The organism is Pseudomonas sp. ADAK13 (assembly GCF_012935715.1).
Lineage (GTDB): Bacteria > Pseudomonadota > Gammaproteobacteria > Pseudomonadales > Pseudomonadaceae > Aquipseudomonas.
Window position 1 is genome coordinate 1909655 of record NZ_CP052860.1, and the last position, 26745, is coordinate 1936399.

The following is a 26745-nucleotide window of genomic DNA, read 5'->3' on the forward strand; positions in this document are numbered from 1 at the left end:
GGATGACTCCTATCAATCAATTCGAATAAGGGGAACGGTACGGACTGACCGGCAAGGGCATAGGCCCGCTCAGGTCTTCAAACAGGTAGCGCAGGTAGGCGTTGCCGACGTACTGGCGATAGTCCTGGGCGTTGTCGAGACCGACTTCGCCACCCAGGTAAAAGCGCGAGCTGAGGCGGTATTCGGCGGCGGCGTTGAAGCTGTAGCCGATGCCGGTTTTGCTGCTTGGGTCGTATGTTTGATTACCCAGCTCTTTGTGTCCCGGGAAATAAGCGACGCCATCTTGCTCGATATGCTGCACGCCCACCGAGCTTTTTATCTGGTAGCTGAAACGGTCAAAGCTCTGGGCCCAACGCACCGGCACACCCAAAGAGAAGAAGCGTTGCGGACTGAAGTAACCGCCTTGGCGATAGGTGTAGAAACCCTGGTTCTCCCTGAAGCCCATGGCCGAGCCGCTAATACCTAACGTCAGGGTGTCGGACGGGTTGTTGCGCAGGTACCAGTAGATACCGCTGCCCAGTTCCAGACGGGTATTGTCATCGACGTGATTACCCAGCAATTCGTGCAACGAACCGTAGCCGTACACGCCCAGCTTCTGGTTGTCATAGCTCAATTCACCACGGCCACCATTGGCAGTGACGCCGCCCCACTTATTCCCATCGCCGTCTTTGGAGCCGGCAAAGGACGTCACGCTATCGGTGACCGGACGCCGAGATACGTTGACGCCATAGCGGAAGTTCGAATTGGCTTCAAACGGTCGCGCCACGCTGACACCGCCGACCACGGTGCTGTAGGTAAAGCCCAGCGGGCTAACGCCGATGTCAGCCTTAAGCCCCTTGTCGGGATCTTCCACCGCCACAGCGAGCCCTACACCGGTATCACTCTGCGAGCCGGCCGGTTTCTGGGTGCCCTTGCCAAAACGTGACAAGGCATCGTCGCCTACGCTACCCGCGCTCAAATGCACCGGCGTCACACGCAACGCAACATTGAGATCACCCACCGGCATCCGCACCTCGAACGGCGCCTCAACGTCAGTGATTTTGCTCAACCCGCTCTCACCGTTGTTGCTGCGAACGCTCAAACCCTGCACCACATAACCCGTGCGATCCCGCAGGATCGTATCCAGCGCACGACGCGCCGGGCTCAGGTTGGCGGTGTCGAGGGAGGCAATTTTCGACGGTGGCTCGAACGGCTCATTCCAGTTGTTCGACGCCGGACGCCCGGAGGCGGCCAAGGCGTTTTCCGGCACGACATTCGTCGGTGCATCAATCGGCGGCGGTACCGGACCGGCGACGGTCAGGTCAGTGACCTGGCGACGCTGGCCCGGCAAGCCGACGAAGGGGTTGTAAGGCACGCCCTGGGAACCGGCCTGGGCCAGTTGCGTCTGGCTCTTCTGACTGTTCTCAATCGCCAGCGCCTTGCGCAGCAACGCAGCGGCTTCGTTGTTTTTGCCCAGGCCTTGATAGATGCGCGCCGCAGAGGTGAGGATCTCGGGGTTACCCGGCTCCAGGGACAGCGCCTTTTCACTGGCGCTTTCCGCCAGGCCACGATCACGGCCTTGCAGCGCGACGTCCGCCAGGCCCAATTGCAGGCGGGCGTTGTTCGGGTTCTGCTGGATCAGCGGCGCATAAAGCTCCATGGCCTTTTTGCTGTTGCCACTGGCTGCGTACATCCGCGCCAATGCACCGACCGCCATCGCGTCGTTGGGACGCTGGGCAAGGGCTGGCGACAGCATGTCGTAGGCCGCGACCAGGTCGTTTTTCTCGCGCAAGGCATCGGCCTGTTTGACCCGGTATAAGTAGATCAAATCGTCGTAACGCTGGCGGCCGGTTTCACTCAACGGCTGGCCCTGCACTTCACGCAGGATGTCGCCGGCCTCGGTGTAGTGGTTGGCCTTGAGCAGCACGTTGGCGTACAGCAGCTTCTGGTCGATGGTCGGGTTCGGATTGTTATCCAGAACCTTCTGCATGATGTCCAGGCCCTGCTGTGTCGCGCCGACTTCCACATAAGCGGCAGCCAGAATCGCCAGGCGCTCGGGCTTCTGGCGGGTCATGGCTTCACTGCGGCCCAGCAGCGCGAGGGCTTCAGGGCGTTGACCACGGCGGGCGGTTTCGATGGCAATGTCGGTCTGCTTGTGCAGGGCGATATCGATGCCCAGCTCGTTCATGTCCGCAGTGCGTTGCCCGGCCGGGATGCGCGCCAGGGTCTCTTCGGCTTTCTTCCATTCGCCCAACTCGGCCGACAACAACGTGCTGGTGTACAGCGCGTCCGGCTGGTTCGGTTGCTTGGCCAGCAAGCCGTCGATCAAGGCACGGGCGTTGCGAATCTGGCCGTCGCGCAGGTAGATGCGTGCCAGGGCGAAGCGCGTCCACGGGTTTTCCGGGTCGGCATCGAGGGCTTGTTTGTAGGCGGCTTGCGCGGCTTTCAAATCGCCCCGTTGCTCGGCCAGTTTGCCGACCTGGGTGGCGCGCAACGCGGTGATTTTTACGCTCGGCGCAAACTTGGCGCGCTCGGCGGGCGAGACCGAATCGATCAGCTTCAAGGCTTCTTCCGGCTGCCCCGATTGGGACAGCACGTTGATCAAACCGCTCAGCGCATCCGGGTCGCCAGGATGACGCGCCAGCACTTTGCGGTAGCCGGCTTCGGCGGCGTCGAACTGATTGTCCTGAGCCTGGAAACCCGCCAGCGCCACAGCAGCGCCGGGCTGACCAGGGTTCAGGCGTTCGGCCTGGGCCACCAGGTCACGGGCCTGGCTGGTACGACCGCCACGCTGAGCGTCACGGGCCTGGTTGAGCAGGTTCCAGTAACGCACATCATTGAGCGCCGACTGCCACGCCGCGCCACCCGGTAAACGGGTGGCCTGCACCAGGTAGCTTTCGGCCTCGGTGAAGCGCTGCTGCTGTTGACGCAGCACGCCCATGCCGCCAAGGGCATCGACGTCGTTGGATTTTTCGCTGAGGCGCGCAGCCAGCAGCGGTTCGGCGGTTTTCAGGTCGCCGTCATCGAGCGCCTTGAACGCCTTGGTCATCTGCGGATCACGCTGCCAACCGGCACCGCTCTTGCCTTGGGCGATGCCCTTGTTCATCAGAGCGCGGATCTCGGTGTCGTCCGGGTGCGCCGCAAGGAACTGCTGGAACAACGGCACTTGGTCGCTCTTCGGCGGGCCGAGCCAGATCAGCGCAAAGCGCCAGGTTTCATCGGCGTTGCCGCCCACGTCGTTATTCGGCGCCAGCTTGGCCAACGCGCGAATGCCCTCGGCACGGGTGGCCGGGTTACGCGCCAGATGCTTGGCCAGAAACAGCGCCACAATCGGGTCATTCGGCCGCTCGCGGGACAAGCGCTGCAAGCCGGCGATGGCTTCATTCGTGCCCTTGGGGGTGAAACCCAGGGTGTTGTAATACTCGCGGGCGACCAGGCCCTGAGGCTGGCGCCCCTGGAAGATCTGGCGATACAGCGCAACGGCTTGTTCGCGCTCCTCGTCAGGCTCGCCCAGTTCGCGCGCCTGCTCCAGCAACTTGGCGTTGGCCGGAATATTCAGGGTGATGTCCTGCTCCAGCAGCAGGGCCTGGCGCGGAACCGGGCTCAGCGCCTGCAGGCGGGCCAGGTACTTTTGCGCTTCAGCCGGGCGCTGTTGCTGCACCGAAATCAGGCCGATGCCGTACAGCGCATCCGGTTGCTCGGGGCTCAGGCGCAGCAGCTTCTGCCAGGTTTCGAGGGCGCGTTCCGGGTTCTTTTTCGACTGCCAGTAATAGCCCTGCTCGATCAGCAGGCTTTGCGGGTCAGTGGTTTCGGCAAAGCTGGCGGTAGAAGCCAGGGCGGCCAGAATCGCAACGGCTAGCGTGTGACGGCGCATGCTGACTCCCAGGATAATTTCACCGTGCCGTCTTGTTCGAAACGGTACTTTTGATCAGCGAAGCCCTGGCCGAACAGGCTGAGCATGTAGTCGTAGTAAATCGGCTGCGCACTGTCCGCCGCCGATGGGGCAAGGGCCTTGGCGAGGGCGTCGTCGACTTTCTGTTTTTGCAGTTGCGCCAAGGCGGTTTCGCCCCGGGCCTGGAAGAAGGCGATGGTGGAGGCCGAGAAACCCGTCGGCGTGTAGCCGTTGTTTTTCTCGACTTCACCGGTCAGCACATGGACTTTCTCCGGCGGCAAACCGGTGACCGACGAAGCGGTCGCCCGGGAGATCCCGCCCAACGCCTTGAGCATCGGCGCGGCCAGCGGGTCGCTCTTGGCGGTCATGCCGGCCCAGAGGTACGTGCGGATTGCGTCGTAGCTGCCCAGGTCATCGGAAAACGGATCGACGATAAACAGCCCGGTGTTCGCGCTGGTGGCGCGATAGCCGACCCAGTTGGCCGCCAGGCCGTGGGGGTTGCTCGGCAGGTCGGCGAGCATCTTCGCGTTGCTCTCGGCCACTTCGTTCCAGCCGGCGTTCGGGCGTTCTTTTGCAAAGCGGCGCAGTTGCGGCAGCACTTGATAGCTCGGGTTGAAGCGCCACAGGCCACCGGGGTGCGCATAACCCACCGGCCCCGGCAACAGCATCTTGCCCAGGCCCGGCACGCGCACGATCAGGTTGCGCTCAACGTTGGCCAGCACCAGCTGGGCGTCGCTGCGGTACTGCGGTGCATTCCACACACGCGCCGCTTCGAGCAAGGCGTAAGCCATCCACAAGTCCGCATCGCTGGCGGAGTTGGTGTCGATCGCGCCCCACTTGCCGTCGTCGCGCTTGCCCCACAACCAGGCCGGCAGGTTCTGGCCAATGTCGGCGCCCGCCATGTTGGCCTTGGTCCAGGTCCAGAGCTTGTCGAAGGTCGCCCGGTCGTTGCCGACCAAGGCAAAGAACATCGCGTACGACTGCCCTTCCGAACTGCTTTCCGTCGGCTTCATGGACGAGTTCAACACCCGGCCGTCGTCCTGGATAAAACGCTTGGCGTAGTTCTGCCACAGCGGCCAGTCACAGGTCTGCGCCTGGGCGGCACCGGCAAACATTGCCGCACCGATCACCGTCAAAATCGCGCTACGCAACGGGCTCATGCCAACCGCCGTTTAGCACGGGCACGCAGTGCCAGGTAGATCAGGCAGGTCAGTACCAACAAGCCGAGGAAGGTAATCGCCAACATCCAGCCCAGGTTCTGGGACAGCTGCCACTGCATGAATTTGAAGTAGTTCAGGTTGCCGACGTAGTACTGCTGGTCAGCGACCAGTGAGCTGATCTGCGTGCCCTGCACCACCGCCAGGCTGCCCTGGATCGAGTCTTTGTAGTCGTCACCGCCAATCAGCGCCGAGGTCGCTTCAAGCAGGCCCTGAGGCTGGTTGCTGGCGATCAGCACCACACTGCGCCCGGCCTTGAGCGGCGATTGGAAACCGGCGAACCAGGTGCTGTTGCTCAAGCCGCTGAAGGTGATGCCGGCGTTGGCCGGATGCTGGTTGGCGGCGGCGTCCGGGCTGATCCAGCTGCGCACATAACGGGGCAGGTCAGACAGCAGGAAGTGATGCTGCGGGCCGTCACTGGTGGCCGGCAGGTACTGCTGCCATTGCTGCAACAGCGGCTGGTTGCCGCCGGTGGCGAGCACCAGCAGGTCTTTGTCGGCAACGCTTTGTACGTCCTTGGCCTGCACCACTTTGACAGCGGTGGCCGGGTAGCCGGTGGACTCGCCGAAGCGGCCCATCACGGTCAGGTAAGCGCTCAGCTCATCGGTGCCGACGTTGTCCGGCATCACCACCGCCGACTCCGAAAGGTCAGCCAGGCGGGTGAACGGGAAGCCCGAATCGTTGAACACGCCGAGGTTCGGCATGGCAATAAAGTGCTGGTAGCTGCTCAGGTCCAGGCTCGAGTCCGGGTCAATCGCGCCGCGCATATTGTCGACGATGATGTCCCGGCATTCGCCTTCCTTGATGTAGTCGTACATGAAGCGCAGTTGCAGCTTGGACTTGGGCGAAGCCGAGCTGATCGGCAACAGGGTCGTCACTTCACGGGGCAGGGTTTCGTCTTTCTTCAGCTGGTCCAGCAGGCTTTGCCCGCCGCCCAGGTGGGTCACCGACGGCAACGCGACAGACTTCATGAACTGGTCATTCAAGCCAATCAGCAAGGACGAGTTGGTGGACACCTGCTGTGGCGTGTAGCGGTATTTGACGTTGAGCGGCACGCCCTCTTCACGCCAGTTGAACAGGTCGGGCGGCAGGCGCAGGTCGACGCTGATCGGGCCCGGGTTGTAGCCGGAGACGTTGAGCTTTTTCAGCTCCACCAGCTCGCCAAGGCGTACCGGGCGATTACTGGGCAACCAGTTCGGCGCGTCGTACGGCGTGCGGGGGGCCAGGGTGTCGAGCTTGGTGATGACCACGCTGTTGCCGGTCAACACCGGGTTGCCCAGCACCACGGCGGTGGCGGCGCGCTTGAGTTCAGCGCCGTCACGGCCGGAGACGATCAGCAGCTTGCCATTCGGGTCGTTCGGGTTGGCGATCAGGGTCAGGGTCGGCCCTTTAGGTTCGGGAACCGCCACACCGTGCACGTCGACGGCCTGGGTGCTTTGCACCAGCACAATGGCGTTGCCCTTGGCCGGGATCTCCCCGAGGGTGGTCGGGAACGTCGCACCACGGTAGCTGGCCATGCCGCCAACCCACGACGACAGTGCACCGGCGGCTTCCAGCGCGGCGTTGTCCGGCGCGGTGGCAAACACGAACGGCAGGCTGACCTGGCGGGCATCACGTTTGTCGAAGAACGGCAGCGGCAGCACCGACAGGTCGTCTTTCAAAACGATCGGCTGCACCTGCACTTTCAGCTCACTGCTGTTGCTGATCTTGGCCCACAGGCTGCTGTGCAGCGGGTCTTCACAGGACATGGTGTAGTGGCCGATGAACTGCAGGCTCAAGCGGTTGAATTCGGTGATCAGGTGCGCCGGAATCTGCACCAGCTTTTCCTGCTGGACGCCCGCGCCTTCTTTAGGCAGCGGCAGGCTGGCGGCGACTTCGTCGTTGACCAGCACGTTGATCTGCGACAGGTCCGCCAGCAGTGCCGGCGAGTAGCTGTACTTGAGCAGCAGTTGCGCGCCCTTCACCACTTCATCGGCACGGATGTCGAAGTTGACGCTGTCGGACGCTTCCACGCCTTGCAGGTTCATGGTGTCGCGACGGCCCAATTGCTTGAGGGTCAGGCTGTAGCCGTCATCAGTGCTCTGCACCGCAACGGCGGGTGCAGCTGCCTGTGCCTGCGAGCCCAGGCCCAGCAGCGAAGCGATCATCAGCGCGAGCACACCGCGCGACTGCGGGCGGGCAAATAGTGTGGAAGTCATGGCTTGTCCATCAGCGTATCAAGCGGTTGTGAGGGAGTGCGGCGCAAGGCCAGACGCAATTCATGCAGCGTGGCGCGGCCCAGGGTAAACAGGCCGCCGATGCCGATGGCACCGACTTCACGCAGGGCAGACAACGGTGTATCGGGCTGGCCGGCGCCCCAACTGGCGGCCCAGGTGTCGGCGCGGGAAAACGTCAGGCGGACCAGTTCGCTTTGCTGGCGCAGGGACAGTGCATCGAATTGCGCGCCAATTTGCGCGCCCTTGCTGAACACCACCCGCGCCTGGAACAGGCTGTCCTGGCCATTGCGCGACAGCACCAACTGCACCGGTTCGCCCTGGGCAATCTGGTGCCCGTCGGCGAGGATCAGGCCGAAGCCGTTCTGCGAGAAATCCTGGGTGGTGCCCTTGAGCACACGGCCGTCGGCGCAGATCACGCTGACCGGCAATCTCGCGCTGACTCGCGGCTCGGAACGCACTTGCCGCGCCTCCGAAGCCACCGCCACTGCCGCACTGGTGATGATCAGGTTGTAGAGGGTCCAGGTCAGGTTGATCGCCACGGTGACCGCGGTGGACTCATCGCCCCAGATCAATTGATAGAGCCCGAAGCACAGCCCGACCAGGTTCACCGCCAGCAGTACGAGGTACGGCCGGGCGAGTTTCCAGTCGAAGAACTGCTTGTCGATGATCCCGCCCTTGTCGGTGACGTTGAAGCCACCGGCCTTCGGGTTGACCAGCGCGACCAATACCGGCGGCAGGATGTACCAGGCCAGCACGGTCTCGTAGACCTCGTTCCAGAACGAGTGGCGGAAGCGCCCCTGGATCCGCGAGTTGGTCAGGCTCGAATGCACGAGGTGGGGCAACACGTAGGCGACGATCATCAGCGCCGAGGCGTGGAAAATCTGCGCGCCGAAAATCAGGTAGGCCAACGGCGCGGTCAGGAACACCAGCCGCGGCAAGCCATAGAAGAAGTGCAGCATGGCGTTGGCGTAGCAGATGCGCTGGCCCCACTTCAGGCCCTTGCCCAGCAGCGGGTTGTCGGTGCGGAAAATCTGCGCCATGCCCCGCGCCCAGCGAATGCGCTGGTTGATGTGGCGCGACAGGCTTTCAGTGGCCAGGCCCGCTGCTTGCGGGATTGCCAGGTAAGCGGTGTTGTAGCCCAGGCGGTTGAGCTTGAGCGCGGTGTGGGCGTCTTCGGTCACGGTCTCGACGGCTACGCCGCCGATTTCCAGCAACGGCTTACGGCGGATCACCGCACATGAGCCGCAGAAGAACGTCGCGTTCCACAGGTCGTTGCCGTCCTGCACCAGGCCGTAGAACAGCTCGCCCTCGTTGGGCACGGCGCGGAAGGTGTCGAGGTTCTTTTCAAACGGGTCGGGCGAAAAGAAGAAGTGCGGCGTTTGCAGCATCGCCAGCTTGGGGTCCTTGAGGAACCAGCCGAGGCTGACCTGCAAAAACGAACGGGTCGGCACATGGTCCGCGTCGAACAGCGCGATGTATTCGCCGTCGGTGACCTTCAACGCTTCATTGAGGTTGCCGGCCTTGGCGTGGAAGTTGTTGTCGCGACGGATGTAGTTCACGCCGATCTTGCGGCAGAACTCGCGGAAGTCGTCGCGACGGCCATCGTCGAGTACGTGGACGCGCAGCTTGTCCTTGGGCCAGTCCATCGCCTGGGCGGCGAAGATGGTCAGTTTGACGATGCTCAACGCCTCGTTATAGGTCGGGATGAACACGTCGACGGTGGGCCACTCCGACGGTTCGGTCTCCAGCCACACCGGCTCGCGGCGCAGCGGCCAGGCGGTTTGCACGTAGCCGAAGATCAGCACCACCAGCGCGTACAGCTCGGCGAGCACCAGGCCGTAGCCGAAGAGCATGTCGAGCCCGGTTTCAAACCCGAGGGTGGAAGTCAGCCGCCAGTACATGTAGCGCAGCGACGCCACCAGCGACAACACCACCAGCGCGAGGATCGCCATGCGCCCGGGAATCTTGCGCAGCACCAGCACCGCGAGGAAGCACACGGCGGCAAACAGGCATTGGCTGTAGAGGTCCAGCGGGGCGCTGACGATGCTCACCAACAGCAAGGTGCCGACCACGCAACTGATCACCACCAGCACTTTGCGCAGCGCATCGGGCCAGCGATTGAAACGCGAAATCGCGGCGTCCAGGCGCTGTTCAGTGCGCCCCGGGATGTGGGGCGTAGAGGACGTAGTGTCGGTCATGGAAGGTCCGAATCGATGCGTTCGAGCAGCGTGCGGCACAGGGCATGAATGTCCTGGCAGCCGAGACTGTTGACGGTAGGGTCCAGGGGATCGCGGCCGTAGGCCTGGGCTTCGCTGAACGCCGGGTCACGGTGGACCGTGCCGAGCAGTGCATCGCCCAGGCGAGCCTTGAACACTTCGGCCATGTCCAGGCTGAAGCGGTGGGCGCCGTCGAGTTGGTTGATCACGTAGTAACGCTGTGGCGATTTTTCGCGCTCAAGGTACGGCGCCAGCACGCTGTCCATCTGGGCCAGGGTACTGAACGAAGAGACATCCGCCTGCACCGCCACCAACACCAGATCGGCCAAAGCCATGGCCTGATGCAGGTACACCGTGTTGCCGGCCGGCACGTCGATGACCAGCGTGTCCTGGCCGTTCAGGCGCAGGCCGGCCAGGTGCTTGGGCAGCCACTGGGCTTCCTCGCCCAGCCAGCGATTGAGGTTCTGCTGCTGATCGTTGTTGGTCTCGCCGAACGCCACCAGCCGGCAACCGGCAAAGCCGCGCTCAGCCAGGCCTTCCCAGGACTCATTGTTCAAGCTCGCCGCGCCGATGCCAGGCAAATTCAGGCCCAGGCACAAGTGATGACGCAGGGCGTTTTGCGGGTCCAGGTCAAGCGCCAGGGCCGGGCGACCCTGACGCTGCAAGCCGCTGGCGATAGCGGCGGTCAGCGTGCTGCGACCGACACCACCTTTGAGCGAGACCACCACAATCACCTTGGGCGAGGACTGCTCCGAGTACACCTCACCGGTCGGCCCTTCCACCACTTCGGGCGGCTGCAGGTGATCGGCTTCGCCCTGGGTCAGCTCTTCAAGCAAGCGCAGCAACGGCGCCGACGGTGGCTCATCCAGCACAACCGGGGACGCTGCCTTGACGGCGATGGGCAAGGCGTCGAAACGCTCTACTACCACGTCGTCCTCAAGATAATCGTGGACGGCCTGCAACTCCCGGTAGCCATTTGGATTAGCGCCCAGCTTATTGAATAGTTTGGAAATATCATCTGCACGACTCACCCACGGCCCTCCCCGATTAATACGCTTTAAAGGCGATAAAAAGGTCAGCGCTTAAGGCTGACCTTGGTATTTCTAGTTATGTGTTGGCAGGCGGCATTCTGTGATATCAGATTGATGGTGTCAGTATTTTGATGCTTTTGGATTAATTCTTTCCGACGAGTGGCATTGTGTCGTTTTTTTGACTTATTTTTGGATTTTTCGTCATTGCCATTTAGATCAGGTGCTTGCAGTGCTTTACCTGCTTATTTTTGGCTACCTGGTCAGGAAAAATGGTTTGGCTGAAGAATAAAATTACAACTAAGTAATTGACCGTCAGCGCTCCGTCAAAGGAGTTAAACGATTCCGCTATTAATCTGACGCTTAATATTTCGAAACAGAATACGGAAAGACTCGCCGTATTCAAGGGAAAAGCGATGGCCGTTATGCCGAAAACATCTAAGTAAAAGCCCCGACCGACTAATCCCTCTAATCGCTGGGTTTATGTATCAAGTTGTATGCAATTCCCCCCTCAATACATGCCGAGGCAAAACGCCGGGGTGCACGACACAGGCCGGATACCTCCCGGGCGCTCAATAGGCTCCAACGAAACAACCTACCTATTGAACCCCAGAGGACACCACCATGAACCGCAACACCTTCATCGCCAGCAGCCTGTTTGCCTTGCTCAACATTGCCGCCTTTTCCGCCCATGCCCAGGCCAGCCCCAAGCTGGATATTCAGCAAGTGCTGTCGACCGTGGACGATGGTGGTGCGGCGTGCGGCGTGGTGAATGCGCGGATGACCTACCTGGATTCCCATGGCCAGAAGCGCGTGTTTGAGTACATGAAATTTGCGGATTCGTGCAATGAAGGCAGCTGACACGGTGAACAGCAAAACCTGTGGTGAGGGAGCTTGCTCCCGCCGTTTTGGGCCTGCTGCGCAGCCCAGCGGGAGCAAGCTCCCTCGCCACAAAATCTCATCTGAAGCTAAATCGCGTTAACCACGAATACGGTGCTCGGTGAACTCATAATCTTCCTGGCAATCGCCAGTCGGGTCCGCCGCCACACTCACGTAATGCACCGTGTCGGTGTCGACCATCTTGTAGGTGTAGATATCCGGCGTACGCACGCCATCCGTTCGCAACTCATTCTTGCCGTTGGCCGCAGACCAGGTGCCGTTCTCGGTTTGAATCGGCTGGGTTTGCTGCGCATCGCGGAAAAACGTGATGGTGAAGCGGCCGTCGGGCTTGAGGTTGTTGTTCCAGGACAGGAACTGGCACTTGCCGCTTTCTGCACGCAGGCCTTTCCATTGGCCGACGAGGGCCGGGTCGTTGGTGGGCTTGTGGGCGGCGCAGCCACCGAGGGTAGCGGCCAGGGCGATGAGAGCCAGGGAGATATTCCGTTTCACGTGGTGCTTCCTTCTATAAGTACATTCGTCGCGCGAACGCGCTCAGGATTGATCGTGATAGATGCCGATGGTTCGTTGGGTTTTGTACACGTAGGGGGTGGGAATGGATGGCATACTGCTACTACTCGATAGCCTTTTCCAGTGATCCAGCGCATGGGATGTGCAGGGTTTGGATGGTGGAAACGAGGTAGCGGAGAGAAAACCCGGGCGGTTGCAAAAATAGTCAGAATTCAGGGGTTTACAGAAGCTTGCCAATCGCTATAATCGTCGCCCTAACACGCCGGTATAGCTCAGTTGGTAGAGCAACTGACTTGTAATCAGTAGGTCCCGGGTTCGACTCCTGGTGCCGGCACCACATTAGGCTCCATTGCATTCCACAGAATGCTCTGGAAGCCCCGAAAACCCGCCCTTTGGTGGGTTTTTTCGTTCCAGAACCCTCCGTCGGGATCCAACAAAATCCCCCTTCCCCGAGGGTATGTTAGGGGTATTGCGATTTCCCGGTCAGGAGCGCGTACCCCTATGCCACGTCTAGCGATCCCCCTCAGCGACCTGCAATGCCGCACGGCCAAAACCCGCGAGCGCGCCTACAAACTGTTCGACGGTGGCGGCATGTACCTTTTCGTCAAACCCAATGGCGTGAAGACCTGGCGCTTGAAGTACACCAAGCCCAACGGCAAGGAAGGTACGCTCATCATCGGCAATTACCCCATAGTTACCCTTTCCGTCGCACGACGTAAGCGAGACGAAGCCAAGGCGTTGCTGCTCGACAATCTCGACCCAATGGAAGAAAAGAAGAAGGCCAAGATCGTAGCCCAGCGGGCGGCACTGCTTTTCGAAACCGTCGCCCTAGAATGGCACGCTGATATGTCCCGCCGCTGGACCGAAGGACACGCGAAAACCGTAATGAGCCGACTCCGCACCCACGTCCTCCCGCTAATCGGCCAACGACCCATCGCTGAACTCGATACCCACGACCTACTAGAGATCACCCAGCGCATCAAGGAACGCGGCACCATGGATGTGGCGTTAAGGGTACAGAACTACTTATCCACGATCATGCGCGGGGCCAAAAGGGCTCGGCAGATCACCATGAATCCGGCACTGGATCTGGCAGGCTCGATTCACGCGCCGCGCACAGTCCATCGCCCCGCCCTATCCCTCAACCGCCTACCCGAACTGCTACAACGCATCGACAACTACAACGGTCGCGAGCTGACGCGCCTTGCCGTCCTGCTCACGCTGCATGTGTTCGTCCGCTCCAGCGAACTGCGCTTCGCGCGATGGAGTGAGTTCGACCTCCAACGCGCCATGTGGGAAATCCCCGATACCCGCGCGTCGATTGAAGGGGTACGCAACTCCACACGCGGGACCAAGATGAACGGCGACATACAAATGGTTCCGCTCTCACCGCAGGTCATCGAAATACTGGAGCGCCTGCGCGGCCTCAGTCGTTTTTCAGAGTTAGTGCTACCGGGCGACCACAAGTACTGGAAGCCCATGTCCGAGAACACGGTGAACACCATGCTCCGCAACGTCGGCTATGACACCAGCAAGGACGTGTGCGGCCACGGCTTCAGGACCATGGCCTGTAGCGCCCTGCTGGAGTCTGGGTTATGGACCGACGCAGCCATCGAAAGACAAATGAGCCACAAGGAACGCAACCGCGTGCGCGCCGCATATATCCACAAAGCTGAATTTCTGGAGCAGCGCAGGCTGATCATGGCGTGGTGGAGTAACTACATCGACGCCAACCGCCATGGGCATGTGACACCCCACGAATTCGCTCACCCAGTCGGCGACAACATCACGGCCCTACAAAATAGCCGTGGCGCATCCAAACGTGGGTAAGCCTGTGATATCACCGTTGTCCGCCCTTCCTCGCGGGTCCATCCAAGCGGGGCTGCAAAGCCGCCCTGCTTGGATGGACCTCATTTAAAAAATCTAAAGCCCACGCAAACTGTCTGTGGAAAACTACTGATTTCCACCGGTGGATAATTCCATCCACAGCCGCGGGACTCCCGATAATTCGAGCCTTGACCCAAATTATCCACAGGCGTAGAAAAGATCGGGCAAAGCGCTGTCGTTGACAGCAACCCAGGTAGCCAGAACCTTTAAGGCTACGCCACACCGTGGTGGTTCTCCCAAAGTGCGATTAGCGTCCGGCGGCTCGCACAGTCACTCACCGAGTGATGGATGCCTACTTCAGATCATTGCCATTGCGGCAAATACATCCCCCCTACCCAGCTGCCCTGCAGCAACCTATCCGCTTGGCCATTTCACTGCGTCAACCTGCGTCCGTCTCTTTCTTCTGGAAAGAGACGGACGCTCCAACCGCTGCTGCAGCCCAACTCGTACAAGGCTTTGCGGCATTCCCCCTCGTGACAATCGGCGTGACAAACACCGAAGTCACCAGCAACAGCGATGCAGATGATGGTGCCGCAGCCCACGGAATGGGCTGCACCTGACTGACAGTCAGGCATGCCCCAGTCATCGCATCACTGCCTTCACCCGACTCAGGATCTCGCGGCGTTGGTCTCGTCAGCCAGTGCAGCCTCCGCCCGCCCACTTCTCCGGAAGTGTTCAGGAGGCCAGATCATGAAATGCCCAAGCTCCCGGTCGTAAAGAGCCGCCAGTCCCGCGTTAGTGGACAACCCTCACAGGTCGCAGGGGCCTTGATCCCTGATAACACTCAACATTCTTGGCGGGATGACGTGGGGAAAGCTTTAACAGTTCGGTTGAGAGCGGTGCCTTATTGCCCCCTCTCACACGAAACAAAGATCGTTTCAAACTTTCGAAAATACTGATGCAGGCATGCTCGACGAATGCGGTAGATCTATTGATAATGCCGCCAGAACCAACAAGTGCAATGCATCGATCTCTGGGGGAAGCGGCATGGATGTGGTTGATTTTGTAAAGGAACGATTCGGCACTGATCACGCAACAAAACTTGTACGAATCGGCACAGGCGGCAACAGCAACAAGAAAGGATCCGATTTCGAAAATTTCTACGCCGCAAGCAAGATTTGTTTTCTCGCATCGTCCATGCCCGCCGACCAACTGACGGACTTCCATGTTGCCTGCCAGGAGGTAGCGTTCGTTGATGATCTATGCGTAAGACAGCTCTCTGTGGGTTCCAAGACAAACTACCAGGCAAAAAATTCTGACGGTGCTCCCGCGAGCTGGGACGAGGAAATGCGCAATCGGTTCGAGATGCAGTACAGAATCGATCAGGAATTGCACCTCAGCCACGTATCTACTCAGGTTCTTCTAGTAAGCAGCGAAGAAAAAGCCGCAGCCAACGATGCCAAGATTCCTACAGAAATGAAGGCTTACTGCGCCTCAGAACATTTCCCCTACCATACATCATCGTTGAAGCTCTTGATGGGGCACCAACCCTTGCGGGAAGCCCTAAACGGCCTGTGCGGCACTCAAAGCTTGTCAAACGTTGACGCGGCCTTTAGATTGGTGCTAGGAGAGTGGTGCGCAGACAACGAAAATGGAAGAGTCGTCGCAGATGTGATGGGTCGGGCAAAAGCCAACTCCCGTCCTGATCTATTCGCCAATTTTTTGGTTGAAAAGGATCCAGCAATGATGGGGGCACTGACGCCAGATGAGATTCCTGGATGGCTATCGGACCTACTGGCTGCTTTTCAAATGCAGGCAGCGTCTGTAGAATGCGGCGCCTTTATCGTCAGCTACAATGGGATGCAGGCACGAGTCGCTCATGATGTTGTGGCTCCGTCACAGGATGATTTAGCAAAGCTGAAATCACCGGGTGATATCATCCTCTTTTTGATGTCAGTTGCAGCAGAAGGACTTGACGACCAACCGTCTATGGGGGAAATCCGTAAATGAGCATTGTTGAAAGGTACAGTGCCCTAGCTGAAGGAGATGCGAAGGCCGCGTTGCAACGCCTTCTGTCCTCGACGGATAACCCATCGGTTTACTCGGCTACGATGGAAGCCTTGGGTCGAATCTTAGGAACACTGCTCAATAGCAGAATTCCAAACGATCATGAGTGCTTACTCGCGTCCACAGCTGAGGATGCTGACTTTCTGACGAAAGGCATATATGACCGTTTGAAGGAAAGCCACTCGATCAAAGCAGCCGTTTTCTGGAACAACCATTACTCGGTCCCAGGTGGCAGTGTTGCTCCCGTGGTGCATAAATTTCTTGAGCCCGGTTATGAGGCAGCCAACGTATTGGTAATTGCCAAATCAGTTATCTCTGGAAGCTGCGTAGTCAGAACAAACATTCTTGAGCTGATCGAACATATTGACCCGGTTAAGATTTTTATTGTATCTCCAGTAATGCATTCAAAATCAGAAGCTGCGCTACGTGATGAATTCCCGTCCGAGATCGCTGACAAATTTGAATTTTTAGTGCTAGCTGTGGATCAAGAAAAATCTAAGACTGGAGAAGTATTGCCGGGAATCGGTGGTGAAATTTATCCATTGCTTGGACTTAAAGATCAGCCCGCGCGGATAAGCTATATGCCTAACTTGGTCAGACAGCTTGCCGCACTGTAACTAAAAGGCCCTACAACGTAGGGCCTTTTTTGTTGGGACCATTAGCTTCCGTCACATGAAGCAAATAAGCATATCTCCAGCCGGCGACTCGCCGACATCAGCTAATGCCAGTACAGACCAAAAATCATTGTTCGCCTAGAATATCTATAGTCGGTAGCGGCGAGGGCCTCTGCGAATATATTCAACAGCGACGGGGTCGAGCCCCTAGCGTTGAACTTTAGCTATGAATCACATCATAAGCCTTAGCACCAGACGGGGAGTTGAAGATCGCGCGGCTTGAACAGGACTGGTGAATCAGCAAAGCCGACGATAGCTTCAGAAGCCTCGATAGTCAGAGTTTTTGAAACCGATCTCGGATCGGGTTCGATTCCATTGAACGCCATAACTAGCTGATCCATTTGTAGTTACTAATTGGGGTACGCCGAATTGTCCATCGAACTCCAGACGGCCGGAAAACCTAGCCCCACCGAAACATACCGTTCGTCTGGTGCCGCACCATTTAAAAACAAAGGCTTGCAGCGATGCAGGCCTTTGTTTTTTGTGCGAAACGTAACAAGACACGTAACAAGCCGCTTATCTAGGCGACCTCCGTGGGCGCTCAGCTCCAATTTGAGGGCGGCTTCTATGTCAACGACTCCCACCGAACCCCCTGAAATAGCTCGCCTGATGCAAACGCATGGCGACCTTTTCGATAAGCATTTCTCGCATAAGCTGGATGAACAGTCCGCCGTACTGAAAGCTCACCTCCTGATAGAGGAGTCATCCGTGACTTCAACTACCGCTCAGTTCAGAACCCAGAGCATCTGCGGGGAATACGGCTCACCTTTCAGCAAGTAGTCGGCATAGCTCGATCGCTCATGCTTATTAAAGGGTCAGGGAGCAACAGTCTCTGGGACATGACAAACCAGCTCAATAAGGCCGGTTCAGGGGGCCGGGGCACCCTCAGCCCCCTGGATCAAGGAATCAACGAACATTAAAAAACCACAGAACAAGACCCATGACAAAGCCTGCCCCTGCCATTTGCAGATAGAACGGCAGAAATGCTTTTAACAGCGCGACAATGTCATCTCCACCACTTAACCAATACCCGGCAATGTGAAAGAACGCACACATAAGCACAAGGGCCAACGCACAGGCACAAGGAAGATAAACAGCGACCCACCAGGGTTCATTTTTTCTCATTGCCGTCTCTTTTCTTCAAGTAGAAATCAGCGCCACCGTTGAACGCCCCTGACGATTCAGAATCGCCCAAATTACCGAATATGGAGGGAACGGGACTTTGCGGGGCGGGCTTGGTAATCGTCCACATCCCCGTCGGTACCCACTCATACTGCTTCGACACCGGGTTAAGCAGTTTATCCAAGGGGCCCTTGACCGCGTTACCAAAGGCGAACCCCACGGACGCGCCCGCTTTACTTAACAAAGCGCCCATAAACGGATCATCGCCACCCTCTAATTCTGGGCGTCACGGGGATAAGCAACGCATGGGTGTCACGTATCCTATACACGGGAATTTTTTTCCGGTGCACCCATCAAAAGTGCGTAAGAAGTGTAAGTGAGATTTTTTATCTATCTCTATCCCTTACATTTCAATAGCTTAGAATCATTTCTAAACCGTAAGTAGACTGTCAGATCAGTGCCGGCGCCGAACAGTTCGTGACTGTAAGTGACGCCCCCCAATGAATCCGGGGCTTTTCAGGCGTTTCTCGACCCGCTGACACCACTTACGTGTCAGGAGGGGGTGTACCTGGAACTGCTGTAGCCAGATAAAGTCGGGGATGTTGAAAACCCGGGCCAGACTGTCCATCGCTTGATAGCCGGCAGCCAGGTTGTAGAAAAACGACGCTCATACGGCTGTTCCGGGACGCGAAGGCTCAAAGCGGTGTGCTGGCCGATCTCGACCAAGGCTGCGCGCAGGTGGATGTAGCTAACGTTCCAGATCGCCGGTTTTCCTAGTGTCTTCCTCTAAACCTTGAAAAGGTCCATTTCCCATACCGAAAATTCACCTTCCGACTTTTATGCCAAATTATGGGTGGCCAATAATTATGACGTATCCATAAAACGGCATAACTGCACGAGCGGCATGATTTTGCGTCCTGAACTGGCTGCAGGAATGGCAAAACTGCCCTTCAAGCTCGGCGTTCTGAGAAAACGCGAAAGACTCATATTCAGGCCCCCAGAACCGAACCCGGCAGCAGCAAAACGAAACAACTATTTCCCCAGTTGCACCCACCCCACCACCACGCTACCCTCCCTCGTCGCTGCCAATTCAGCGACCGGGCCTGAGAACCCGACATGATGCAGGCGCAACAGCGCCACCAATCACGATTTGCAGGCGTTTTTTTATGCCCGTAGTTTCGTGCAATGGCGGCTGTGCGTGGGAGACCTTCGGGTCTGCCGGGTTCCTGTATCTCCGGTTCTCAGCCTGCGCACAGCTGCCACCCATTCGCCTGAGAACGAACGTGGTAGCTCTCACTTGATATGGGAGTTTTACCGATGAGCGCTCCAAATCCGTCTGGCCTCACTACCCTCGGCGTTACCCCTTTTTCATTTCATTCCGACCAGCCTTTGTTTCGCGTCAACAGCGGGGTTTCCCTGCCTGAAGCGCTGTCTCACGTCTCCAATTTGCTGCATGTCGCCAAGCTGCTGGCAGAGGACGCAGCAATGATTCGGGATACGGACCGCTACGCCTGGGCTTCGCACTATCTGCAAGAGATGAGCAAGGCAGTCATTGATGATGTGGTGAAGGTGTTGGAGTCGCCGGGCCATAATCTGTAGGTGTGTCAGGTTGTGGATGTGTTGGCTGGGCCATCGCCATCGCGGGCAAGCCCGGTTCCCACATTTGATCTTTGTTGTTTGTTTTAGAGTGCCTGGCTTGAAGCCGCCACCCAAAAAAACGCCCCGGGCCATCACGGTCCGGGGCGTTTTTCGTTCAACCGCGTCGCTTAGTGCCCAGCACTCTGCCCACCGTCCACGTGCAGAATTTCCCCGGTCACAAACCCAGCCGATTCCAGGTACACAATCGCCTGCGCAATATCCCGCGCTTCACCCATGTGCCCAACCGGATGCAGGCTGCCCAAAGCCGCATGCGTCTCTTCGCCATGCATCGGGGTCTTGATAATCCCTGGGCTCACCGCGTTCACACGAATGCCGCGCTTGGCATATTCAATCGCCAGCGATTTGGTCGCTGAGTTCAGCCCGCCTTTGGTCAGCGACGCCAGCACCGACGGCACGCCGTCGATCGCGTGGTCCACCAGGCTGGTGGTGATGTTGACGATGTGCCCGGCGCCCTGTTTGAGCATTTCGGTAATCGCCAGTTGGGTGATGTAGAAGAACCCGTTCAGGTTCACGGCCAACACGTTCACGTAGTCTTCGTGGGTGTAGCTGGTGAACGGTTTGGCGACGAAGATCCCGGCGTTGTTGATCAGGCTGTCGATGCGGCCAAACCGCGCCACGCCTTCGCGGATGACGCGCTCGGCGGTGGCCGGGTCGGCGATGTCGCCCGCTACGGTAAGGATGTCTGGATCGGTCGACGGTTTGATCGACCGGGAGGTGGCAACCACACGGTAATCCAGCTCGCGGTAAGCCTTCACTGCAGCAGCGCCGAGGCCTTGGGATGCGCCGGTGATCACAACGACTTTTTTCGAATTGCTCATGATGAAACCTCTATATGAAAAATTGGATGGTTCAAGCAGCCGCGGCGGACATTTCCCGCAGCATCTGTTCGTAGTAACTGACTGATTGCGACCCGGAGACCAGCTGGCGGCCATTGAGGACCATGGCCGGCACGGAGTTGATGCCGTGCTCGCGGTAGAACACTTCAAGCTCGCGCACTTCGTTGGCGTAGGCGGTAGAGCCCAGCACCTTGCGTGCGCCTTCAATGTCCAGCCCGGCCTCGGCGGCCAGACGCGCCAGGGTTTCGTGGTCGCTGACGTTCTGGCCATCGCTGAAATACCCACGCAACAACGTCTTTTTCAGCTCGATCTGGCGCCCTTGCTGCAACGCCCAAAACAGCAACCGATGCGCGTCGAAGGTGTTGTAGAAGTGGCTGCGTTTTTCCAGGTCGAAGGTGAAGCCGATGGCCTCGCCGCGCTCCATCAGCATCCTTTTGCCGCTGGCGACTTCCTCGGCGCTGCGCCCGTATTTGCGCATCATGTGGGCGACGGCGTTTTCGCCTTCGGCCGGCATGTCGGGGTTGAGTTCGAAGGGTTTGAAGGTCAGCTCTACCTTCACTTCGCCCGCCAGGTTGCCGATGGCTTGCTCCAGGGCGGTGGCGCCCAGGGCGCACCACGGGCACACCACGTCGGAGATGAAGTCGATGGTGACGGGCGCGCTCATGACGGGTTTTCCGCGAGCTGTTTGCGGTATTGGGTGGTGGTGATGCCGGCATAACCCCAGTTATCGGTGTCGACTTCTTCGATGACGATGTGGGTCAGGTCGGGGCGTTTGTTGAGGACGCGCTCGAGGGTTTCGGTGATTTCGGCAATGACCTGGGCTTTCTGCTCCGAGGTAACGCCGTCGCGGGTGATACGTACGCTGACAAATGGCATGACAAGGCTCCAGTGACGTGCCCATCGGCATGATGGGCAGGCAGTGAGGCCAATTTATGAGGTTGCTTGAGGTGGATAAAGGTGGGGCGGAGTACTTCATTAGTGATGCTATGTAATCAATCGAGACGTCCGGCGCTGCGTGTTTTTTTACCGCACCCTGGAATAACCGCCCTCCCCATGCGTCTTGCCTACATGCTTAAGGCAGGCTGCAAACGCCTTGAGTGCTGGCCGATAACCCCTCACTTACGGACGTGCCCCACATGCTTAAATCCGCATTCAAAACCCTGTTGCTGCCTACACTGATGGCCGCCGCGATGCTCACCGGCCAGGCCTATGCCGCCACCCCGGCGCTGTCGGACACCACAGTGGTGCTGGTGCACGGCGCCTTTGCCGATGGCTCCAGCTGGAACAAGGTGATTCCGCTGTTGCAGGCCAAAGGCTTGAAGGTGGTGGCGGTGCAAAACCCGCTGACGTCCCTGGCCGATGATGTGGCCGCCGCCCAGCGGGTGATTGATGCCCAGAGTGGGCGAGTGGTTCTGGTGGGCCATTCGTGGGCCGGCAGTGTGATCACACAGGGCGGCACCAGCGACAAGGTCAAGGCACTGGTTTATGTGGCCGCGTTCGCGCCGTCCGAGGGCCAGAGTTCTGCCGAGTCCGAGAAAGGCTACCCAACCCCGCCGGGTATCGAGACCATCAGTGCCGACGCTTCCGGCTACCTGTATTTGCCCGCCGCGTCCGTGGCGAAAAACTTCGCCCAGGACTTGCCTGCTGACCAGGCCAACCTGATTGCCGTGACCCAGGGGCCGATTCTGGGCAAGGCGTTCGACGATAAAATCACGGTCGCCGCCTGGAAAACCAAACCCAACTATTACATCGTCGCCGCCAAGGACCGCATGATCGACCCGGGCCTGGAGCAGGCCTATGCGAAGAAAATCAATGCCACCACCACCGTGGTGCAAACCAGCCATGTGCCGATGCTGTCCCAGCCGCAAAAGGTCGCAGACGTGATCATCGCAGCCGCCAGCAAGCGCTGATCGCAGGCATAAAAAAACCCCGAACCAGTCGGGGTTTTTTATCGCCTGGAATCAGGCGCGACGCCGAATCAATTAGAAAACGTTGATTGGGTAGTCGGCGAACAGACGGATCTCGTTACCGCCCACGTTGTAGTTGCTGGCGTTGTTGGAAACGCGCAACCACGACGCACGGGCACGCAGGCTCAGGTCTTTGGCCGGGCCGCTCTGTACCACGTATTTGAACTGGTTGAAGATCTCACGCTCGGTGCCACTGCCGCGGTTGGAACCGTCGTCAATGTTGGTGCCGCGCACGTAGGCGATGTTGTAGGTCAGGCCAGGCACGCCGAAGGCGCTGAAGTCCAGGCCGTAGCCTGCCTGCCAGGAGCGCTCGTCCTTGCCGTTGAAGTCAGACCAGTAGGAGTTGGCCAGCAGGATGGTGTTGCCACCGTCGCCGATGCCGCCTGCGTTGCGGTAGCCGCCGTACAGGTAGCCGGTGTCACCGGTGCTGCGCTGGTGGGCCAGGGTGAAGCTGTGCGGGCCAACGGCCCATGTGGCGCCCAGGCTCCAGATTTTGTTGTCGCGAGCGTCGGCGTCACCTTGGTTTTCCAGGGCGAAGCTACGGTCTAGCTTGGTTTTGTAGCCGTTGAAGTCGAAGGTCAACGATTGTTTCTCTGGCAGGGCCAGCACGTAGTTGACGTTGACGTATTGCTTCTTCAGCACGTCCTGCATGTTGGAAGCGTAGAGCGCTGCCGACAGGCTTTCGGTGAATTTGTAGCTACCGCCGATGTAGTCGATGCTTTTCAGCGCGCCACTGTCGGAACCCTCGGCGCTCTTGCGAGCTTCCTTGGTGAAGTGACCAGCGTCCAGTTGCAGGCCGGCGATTTCTTTGGAAACGATCGAAGTACCTTCGTAGGTTTCCGACAACAGACGGGAATTGTCGTACTGCAGGACCGGCACGGCTGGCATCTGCTGACCGTATTTGATTACGGTGTTGGAGATGCGTGCCTTGACGGCTGCGCCGCCCTTGGCCAGGTCATCGGCTGCTGCGCCGCTGTCGCCTTGCTTGAAGAAGTCGATACCGCCAGCGCCGCTGCGACCTTTACCACCATCCAGGCGAATGGCGTACTGGCCGATCACGTCCACACCCACACCGACGGTGCCTTGGGTGAAGCCGGATTCGAACTTGCCGATGAAGCCCTGGCCCCATTCGGCTTTGTCTTGCTTGCCGTTTTTGTAGTCGCGGCTGATGTACGCGTTGCGCGCCGCGATGTTCAGGTGGCTGTCTTCAACAAAACCCTTTGATTGGGATTGGTCGTCAGCCATTGCTTGCGTAGCGCTCAAAATCCCCAGAGCGATCAGCCCCATCCGTTGTTTCAACATTTTCTTATATTCCTTATTACTGGTTGAGTACGCGCTGTGACACCAGGCTCCGTGTTGCCTTTTCTGGTGTCGACTTTCCCAGATAAAAAAAGGCCCGCGGACGACGTGATATGCCGCGGGCCTTTTTTTATTGGGGAAGTCATGGCGGTTAGCCACAGGCGTTGGGGCGAATCCTATCCGCGCCCTTTACTGTGTGTCAATTTCGTGAATCTTCTGTATTTAGGCTAAAAAAGTCTAAGAAACATTAGATGGCCATCATCGTGCGAGGCTCTATCCAGCACTTCTCGGATCGTCACACCCTTGCAAGCCACACATTGGTGCACTCGATTGGGTGGTTTGAATCGAAATTGCGACTGTTTGTCTCAGCCAAACCGCGAAGGCTTCAGGCTTGCCCAACCAGGGGCTGATATCGAGCAACTGCAACTGGCCGTCCTGCTCCAGGGCCAACGTAGGAAAGCCCTGGCCGCCGATTTTTGCCAACCATTGGCGGCTGTCCTTGATGTGAGCGAGCGTTTCTGCACCCAGGACCTCATCGAAAGCGGCCTTAAACGCCTGGTGATCCAAACCGATAGATTCGGCCAGATTCAACAGCACGTCGTTATCGGCGATTCGGCGACCTTCGACGTAGTGCGCCGTTTGCAAACGCGCCAGCAACTCCAGGCCGCGACCGGTGATTTTTTCGGCGGCCAGTACGGCGCTGATCGGCGGGGCTGAGTCGAACACCGCGCCATGGTCACGTAACAGGCCTTCGAAATACGCCTCGCCAAACGGTTGCCCGGTGTATTCGGCGATGCGCCGGTCGTGGGGCATTACGTAATCACGCAACCGCGGCGAGACGGATTGGCGATTGGCCCCGGTCATCATGCCGCCGCCATGCAACTGGATCGGCACTACAGCCTGGGCAGCGTGAAGCAGCGGCTCGGCGCCGTAACACCAGCCGCACAGCGGGTCGTAGATATAGTGAAGCGTGGCTGCCGACATGACGGGCTCCGATGGACGTTGATGCCCGGCAGATTAGTCTTACCCACAATTGGGAAAAACCCCGGATCAGCTTTCAGACTGTTTCGGGAATCGGTCGAATACCCCTGAAAAACATACGCCGTAACAGTTTTCAGAAAGGTACGTTTAGGAATATATAACCTGCGCAAATAGTAAGCATTACCATTAGCGCACTTTTATCCTCCCAACCTTTTTGGATACACACCCCGATGCCTGCCCTGCGCCTGACGCCCATAACCCTTGGGCTTTCTGTACTGCTGTCTGCCGGATTTGCCTGCGCGGCCACCGTCCTGCCGGAAACGTCCGTGAGCGCCGAAGCGGACGAAGACGACCCGCGCGTCAAGGAAACCAGCACCGCTACCCGCACGGCCACGCCCGTGCGCTATGTGCCCCAGGCCATCGACTCGGTGAAAACCGACAGCCTGCGCTCCTACGGCACCAATGACCTGGGCCAGGCCTTGAGCGGCGTGCCCAACGTCAGCAGCGGCGCCGACACGCGGTTCGACAGCCTGCGCATTCGTGGTTTCGACGCCAGCAACGACTTCTATCTGGATGGCATTCGCGACGACAGCCAATACGTGCGCGACCTGCACAACATCGAACGCATCGACGTGCTCAAAGGCCCGGCGGCCGTGTTGTACGGGCGCGGCGGCCAGGGCGGCATCGTCAACCGGGTAAGCAAGCTGCCCCAGGCCGGTCGCGCCTCCAGCATCGAGGCCCAGGGCGGCAGCAATGATTTGCGCAGCCTGTATGCCGACCTCAGCACCGACCCCACCGACAACATCAGCCTGCGCCTGAACATGGGCAACCAGGACAACAACAGCTTCCGTGACGGCGTCAGCGGCAATCGCCAACTCTTTGCGCCGTCCATGAGCTGGCAACTGAACCCTGACCTGAACTGGCTGGTGCAATACGAATACAGCCGCTACAACCGCACGCCGGACCGTGGCATTCCCGGGGTCAACGGGCGCCCGGCGGATGTCAGCCGCAGCACCACTTATGGTGACAAGCGCGATTACATCGACGACAAGTCCCAGTCCCTGCGCTCCCGGCTTGCCTATGAGTTGAACGACAGTTGGCAACTGCGCCATACGCTGGGCGTGTTCACCCTCGACAGCGACTTCGATAACACCTACGCCGTCAGCTACGACCCCAAAACCAACAAGGTCGGGCGCCAGCGCTGGCAGCAGGACTTGACCACACGCAACATCCTCAACAACGTCGAACTGGAAGGCAGCTTCAGCACTTTTGGCCTGGAGCATCGCTTGCTGACCGGAGTGGAGTTGGGCAACCAGCGCCGTGACCCGAAACTCTATCGAGCTCCGCTCGCCGCTGTGCCGAGCGTGGATGTGTACAACCCCAACCCGGGCTTGCGCCACTACGGTCGCCTGCCGGCATTCAGCAGCAGTCACACCGAAGTGCAAAGCCAGGGCGTATATGTGCAGGACCAATTGCGCCTGAACGATCAATGGCAACTGCTCGCCGGTTTGCGCTATGACCGCTTTGATGTCGAGTCCACCAACCAACTGACCGACGCCTCGGAACGGGTCGTGAGCCACAGCACCAGCCCGCGCGTGGGCCTGGTCTGGACGCCGCTGGAACACCATTCGTTCTATGCCTCGTGGAGCAAGACCTTCTCACCGACCGGCGGCGGCCTGATCGGCATCACGCCCAACGCGGCGGGCAACGCCAACGACCTGAGCCCGGAGCTGACCAGGCAGAAAGAAATCGGGGTCAAGAGCGACTGGCTCGATGACCGCCTGAGCACCACGCTGGCGGTGTACGAACTGGAACTCTACAACCGCCGCACCCGTGACCCGCTGGACCCGACCATCACCTTGCTCAGCGGCGAGCAGCGCTCCCGTGGCGTGGAGTTGACCGCTGCCGGCAAGATCGTCGGCAACTGGTATGTACGCGGTGGCGTCGGCCTGCAGGACGCCACGGTGGTGAAGGACAACAATGGTTTTGAAGGCAAGCGCATCAGCGATGTGGCCAAGCGCAATGCGAGCCTGTTTGTCACCTGGAAACCGGAGATGGGCTGGTACGCGGAAACCGGGTTGACGCTGGTGGGTGATCGATATGCGGATAACGCCAACACCGTGGTGTTACCGGGTTATGGCCGCTGGGATGCACTGGCCGGGTTCCGGCAGAAGGAATGGGATGTAAGGGCGGCGCTGAACAATATCAGCGACAAGACGTACTACGCCTCGGCGACCAGTGCGGCGCAGATTCAGTTTGGGGACCCGCGGAGCCTGGTGGTTACCGGAACATACAGTTTCTAAACAGCAGCGCACTTTTCTGTGGCGAGGGAGCTTGCTCCCGTTGGGGTGCGAAGCG

Annotated in this window: 20 protein-coding genes and 1 tRNA gene; 8 read left to right on the plus strand and 13 right to left on the minus strand. The window is 59.0% G+C overall.

The features are described from left to right. Nucleotides 1–16: 16 nt before the first annotated feature. Genes HKK54_RS08985 through bcsQ form a run of 5 tightly spaced genes read right to left on the minus strand, consistent with a single transcriptional unit; the run spans nt 17 to nt 10482 of the window. Nucleotides 17–3853 (minus strand): cellulose biosynthesis protein BcsC, encoded by a 3837-nt coding sequence (locus tag HKK54_RS08985; protein WP_169386607.1) that lies wholly within the window; start codon nt 3851–3853, stop codon nt 17–19. Continuing rightward, the gene (gene bcsZ / locus HKK54_RS08990) at nt 3835–5031 is read right to left on the minus strand and encodes a cellulose synthase complex periplasmic endoglucanase BcsZ (RefSeq protein ID WP_010169023.1); all 1197 of its coding nucleotides are present in this window, start codon (nt 5029–5031) and stop codon (nt 3835–3837) included. The genes HKK54_RS08985 and bcsZ overlap by 19 nt, the downstream gene beginning before the upstream one ends. Beyond that, nucleotides 5028–7286: a cellulose biosynthesis cyclic di-GMP-binding regulatory protein BcsB gene (bcsB, locus tag HKK54_RS08995; RefSeq protein WP_010169022.1), complete on the minus strand. Its 2259-nt coding sequence runs from the start codon at nt 7284–7286 to the stop codon at nt 5028–5030. Before bcsB ends, bcsZ begins: the two co-directional genes overlap by 4 nt. Continuing rightward, a complete protein-coding gene (gene bcsA / locus HKK54_RS09000) occupies nt 7283–9502 on the minus strand; it encodes a UDP-forming cellulose synthase catalytic subunit (protein ID WP_169386608.1) in 2220 nt (739 codons plus the stop codon). The genes bcsB and bcsA overlap by 4 nt, the downstream gene beginning before the upstream one ends. Then, a complete protein-coding gene (gene bcsQ, locus HKK54_RS09005; RefSeq protein WP_169389263.1) occupies nt 9499–10482 on the minus strand; it encodes a cellulose biosynthesis protein BcsQ in 984 nt (327 codons plus the stop codon). The genes bcsA and bcsQ overlap by 4 nt, the downstream gene beginning before the upstream one ends. Before the next feature lie 690 nt (nt 10483–11172). Between bcsQ and HKK54_RS09010 the strand changes: the two genes are divergently transcribed. Next, nucleotides 11173–11409 (plus strand): DUF2790 domain-containing protein, encoded by a 237-nt coding sequence (locus HKK54_RS09010; RefSeq protein ID WP_169386609.1) that lies wholly within the window; start codon nt 11173–11175, stop codon nt 11407–11409. A gap of 117 nt (nt 11410–11526) precedes the next feature. On the opposite strand, the gene HKK54_RS09015 is transcribed toward HKK54_RS09010, so the two are convergent. Further along, nucleotides 11527–11937 carry a hypothetical protein gene (locus tag HKK54_RS09015; RefSeq protein ID WP_169386610.1) on the minus strand — a complete coding sequence of 137 codons (411 nt, stop codon included), beginning with the start codon at nt 11935–11937 and terminating at the stop codon, nt 11527–11529. A gap of 279 nt (nt 11938–12216) precedes the next feature. Here HKK54_RS09015 and HKK54_RS09020 point away from each other — a divergent pair. From HKK54_RS09020 to HKK54_RS09040, 4 genes are all read left to right on the plus strand, one after another. After that, nucleotides 12217–12292 (plus strand) — tRNA-Thr (locus tag HKK54_RS09020). A 164-nt stretch (nt 12293–12456) separates the two neighbouring features. Further along, nucleotides 12457–13785: a tyrosine-type recombinase/integrase gene (locus HKK54_RS09025; protein ID WP_169386611.1), complete on the plus strand. Its 1329-nt coding sequence runs from the start codon at nt 12457–12459 to the stop codon at nt 13783–13785. A 963-nt stretch (nt 13786–14748) separates the two neighbouring features. Then, nucleotides 14749–15792, plus strand: a complete 1044-nt coding sequence (locus tag HKK54_RS09035) for a hypothetical protein (RefSeq protein WP_169386613.1) — start codon at nt 14749–14751, stop codon at nt 15790–15792. Then, entirely contained in the window at nt 15789–16466 is a 678-nt protein-coding gene (locus HKK54_RS09040) for a hypothetical protein (protein WP_169386614.1), read from the plus strand. The genes HKK54_RS09035 and HKK54_RS09040 overlap by 4 nt, the downstream gene beginning before the upstream one ends. Before the next feature lie 963 nt (nt 16467–17429). Here HKK54_RS09040 and HKK54_RS09045 read toward each other — a convergent pair. Both HKK54_RS09045 and HKK54_RS09050 read right to left on the minus strand, forming a co-directional pair. Further along, nucleotides 17430–17648, minus strand: a complete 219-nt coding sequence (locus HKK54_RS09045; RefSeq protein ID WP_122757694.1) for a hypothetical protein — start codon at nt 17646–17648, stop codon at nt 17430–17432. After that, nucleotides 17635–17898, minus strand: coding sequence for a hypothetical protein (locus HKK54_RS09050; RefSeq protein WP_010169014.1), 264 nt, complete (start codon nt 17896–17898; stop codon nt 17635–17637). The genes HKK54_RS09045 and HKK54_RS09050 overlap by 14 nt, the downstream gene beginning before the upstream one ends. Nucleotides 17899–18962: 1064 nt before the next feature. On the opposite strand from HKK54_RS09050, the gene HKK54_RS09055 reads away from it, so the two are divergent. Then, on the plus strand, nt 18963–19244 hold the full coding sequence (locus tag HKK54_RS09055) for a DUF3077 domain-containing protein (protein WP_169386615.1): 282 nt from the start codon (nt 18963–18965) through the stop codon (nt 19242–19244). A gap of 167 nt (nt 19245–19411) precedes the next feature. Here the strand turns inward: HKK54_RS09055 and HKK54_RS09060 are convergent, their stop codons facing one another. Genes HKK54_RS09060 through HKK54_RS09070 form a run of 3 tightly spaced genes read right to left on the minus strand, consistent with a single transcriptional unit; the run spans nt 19412 to nt 21016 of the window. After that, complete coding sequence (locus HKK54_RS09060) at nt 19412–20122, minus strand: SDR family NAD(P)-dependent oxidoreductase (RefSeq protein ID WP_003218108.1); 711 nt, start codon at nt 20120–20122, stop codon at nt 19412–19414. 31 nt (nt 20123–20153) lie between these two features. Beyond that, on the minus strand, nt 20154–20804 hold the full coding sequence (locus HKK54_RS09065; RefSeq protein WP_169386616.1) for a DsbA family oxidoreductase: 651 nt from the start codon (nt 20802–20804) through the stop codon (nt 20154–20156). Next, on the minus strand, nt 20801–21016 hold the full coding sequence (locus HKK54_RS09070) for a tautomerase family protein (RefSeq protein WP_003218111.1): 216 nt from the start codon (nt 21014–21016) through the stop codon (nt 20801–20803). The genes HKK54_RS09065 and HKK54_RS09070 overlap by 4 nt, the downstream gene beginning before the upstream one ends. A gap of 260 nt (nt 21017–21276) precedes the next feature. Here HKK54_RS09070 and HKK54_RS09075 point away from each other — a divergent pair, with 260 nt between their 5' ends. Continuing rightward, nucleotides 21277–22050, plus strand: a complete 774-nt coding sequence (locus tag HKK54_RS09075; protein ID WP_178120973.1) for an alpha/beta fold hydrolase — start codon at nt 21277–21279, stop codon at nt 22048–22050. Nucleotides 22051–22122: 72 nt separating this feature from the next. Here HKK54_RS09075 and HKK54_RS09080 read toward each other — a convergent pair whose 3' ends face one another. After that, the gene (locus tag HKK54_RS09080) at nt 22123–23409 is read right to left on the minus strand and encodes an OprD family porin (RefSeq protein ID WP_010169002.1); all 1287 of its coding nucleotides are present in this window, start codon (nt 23407–23409) and stop codon (nt 22123–22125) included. 270 nt (nt 23410–23679) lie between these two features. Next, a complete protein-coding gene (locus HKK54_RS09085) occupies nt 23680–24390 on the minus strand; it encodes a DsbA family protein (protein ID WP_169386617.1) in 711 nt (236 codons plus the stop codon). 227 nt (nt 24391–24617) lie between these two features. On the opposite strand from HKK54_RS09085, the gene HKK54_RS09090 reads away from it, so the two are divergent. Beyond that, nucleotides 24618–26690, plus strand: coding sequence for a TonB-dependent receptor (locus tag HKK54_RS09090; protein WP_169386618.1), 2073 nt, complete (start codon nt 24618–24620; stop codon nt 26688–26690). Nucleotides 26691–26745: the final 55 nt, after the last annotated feature.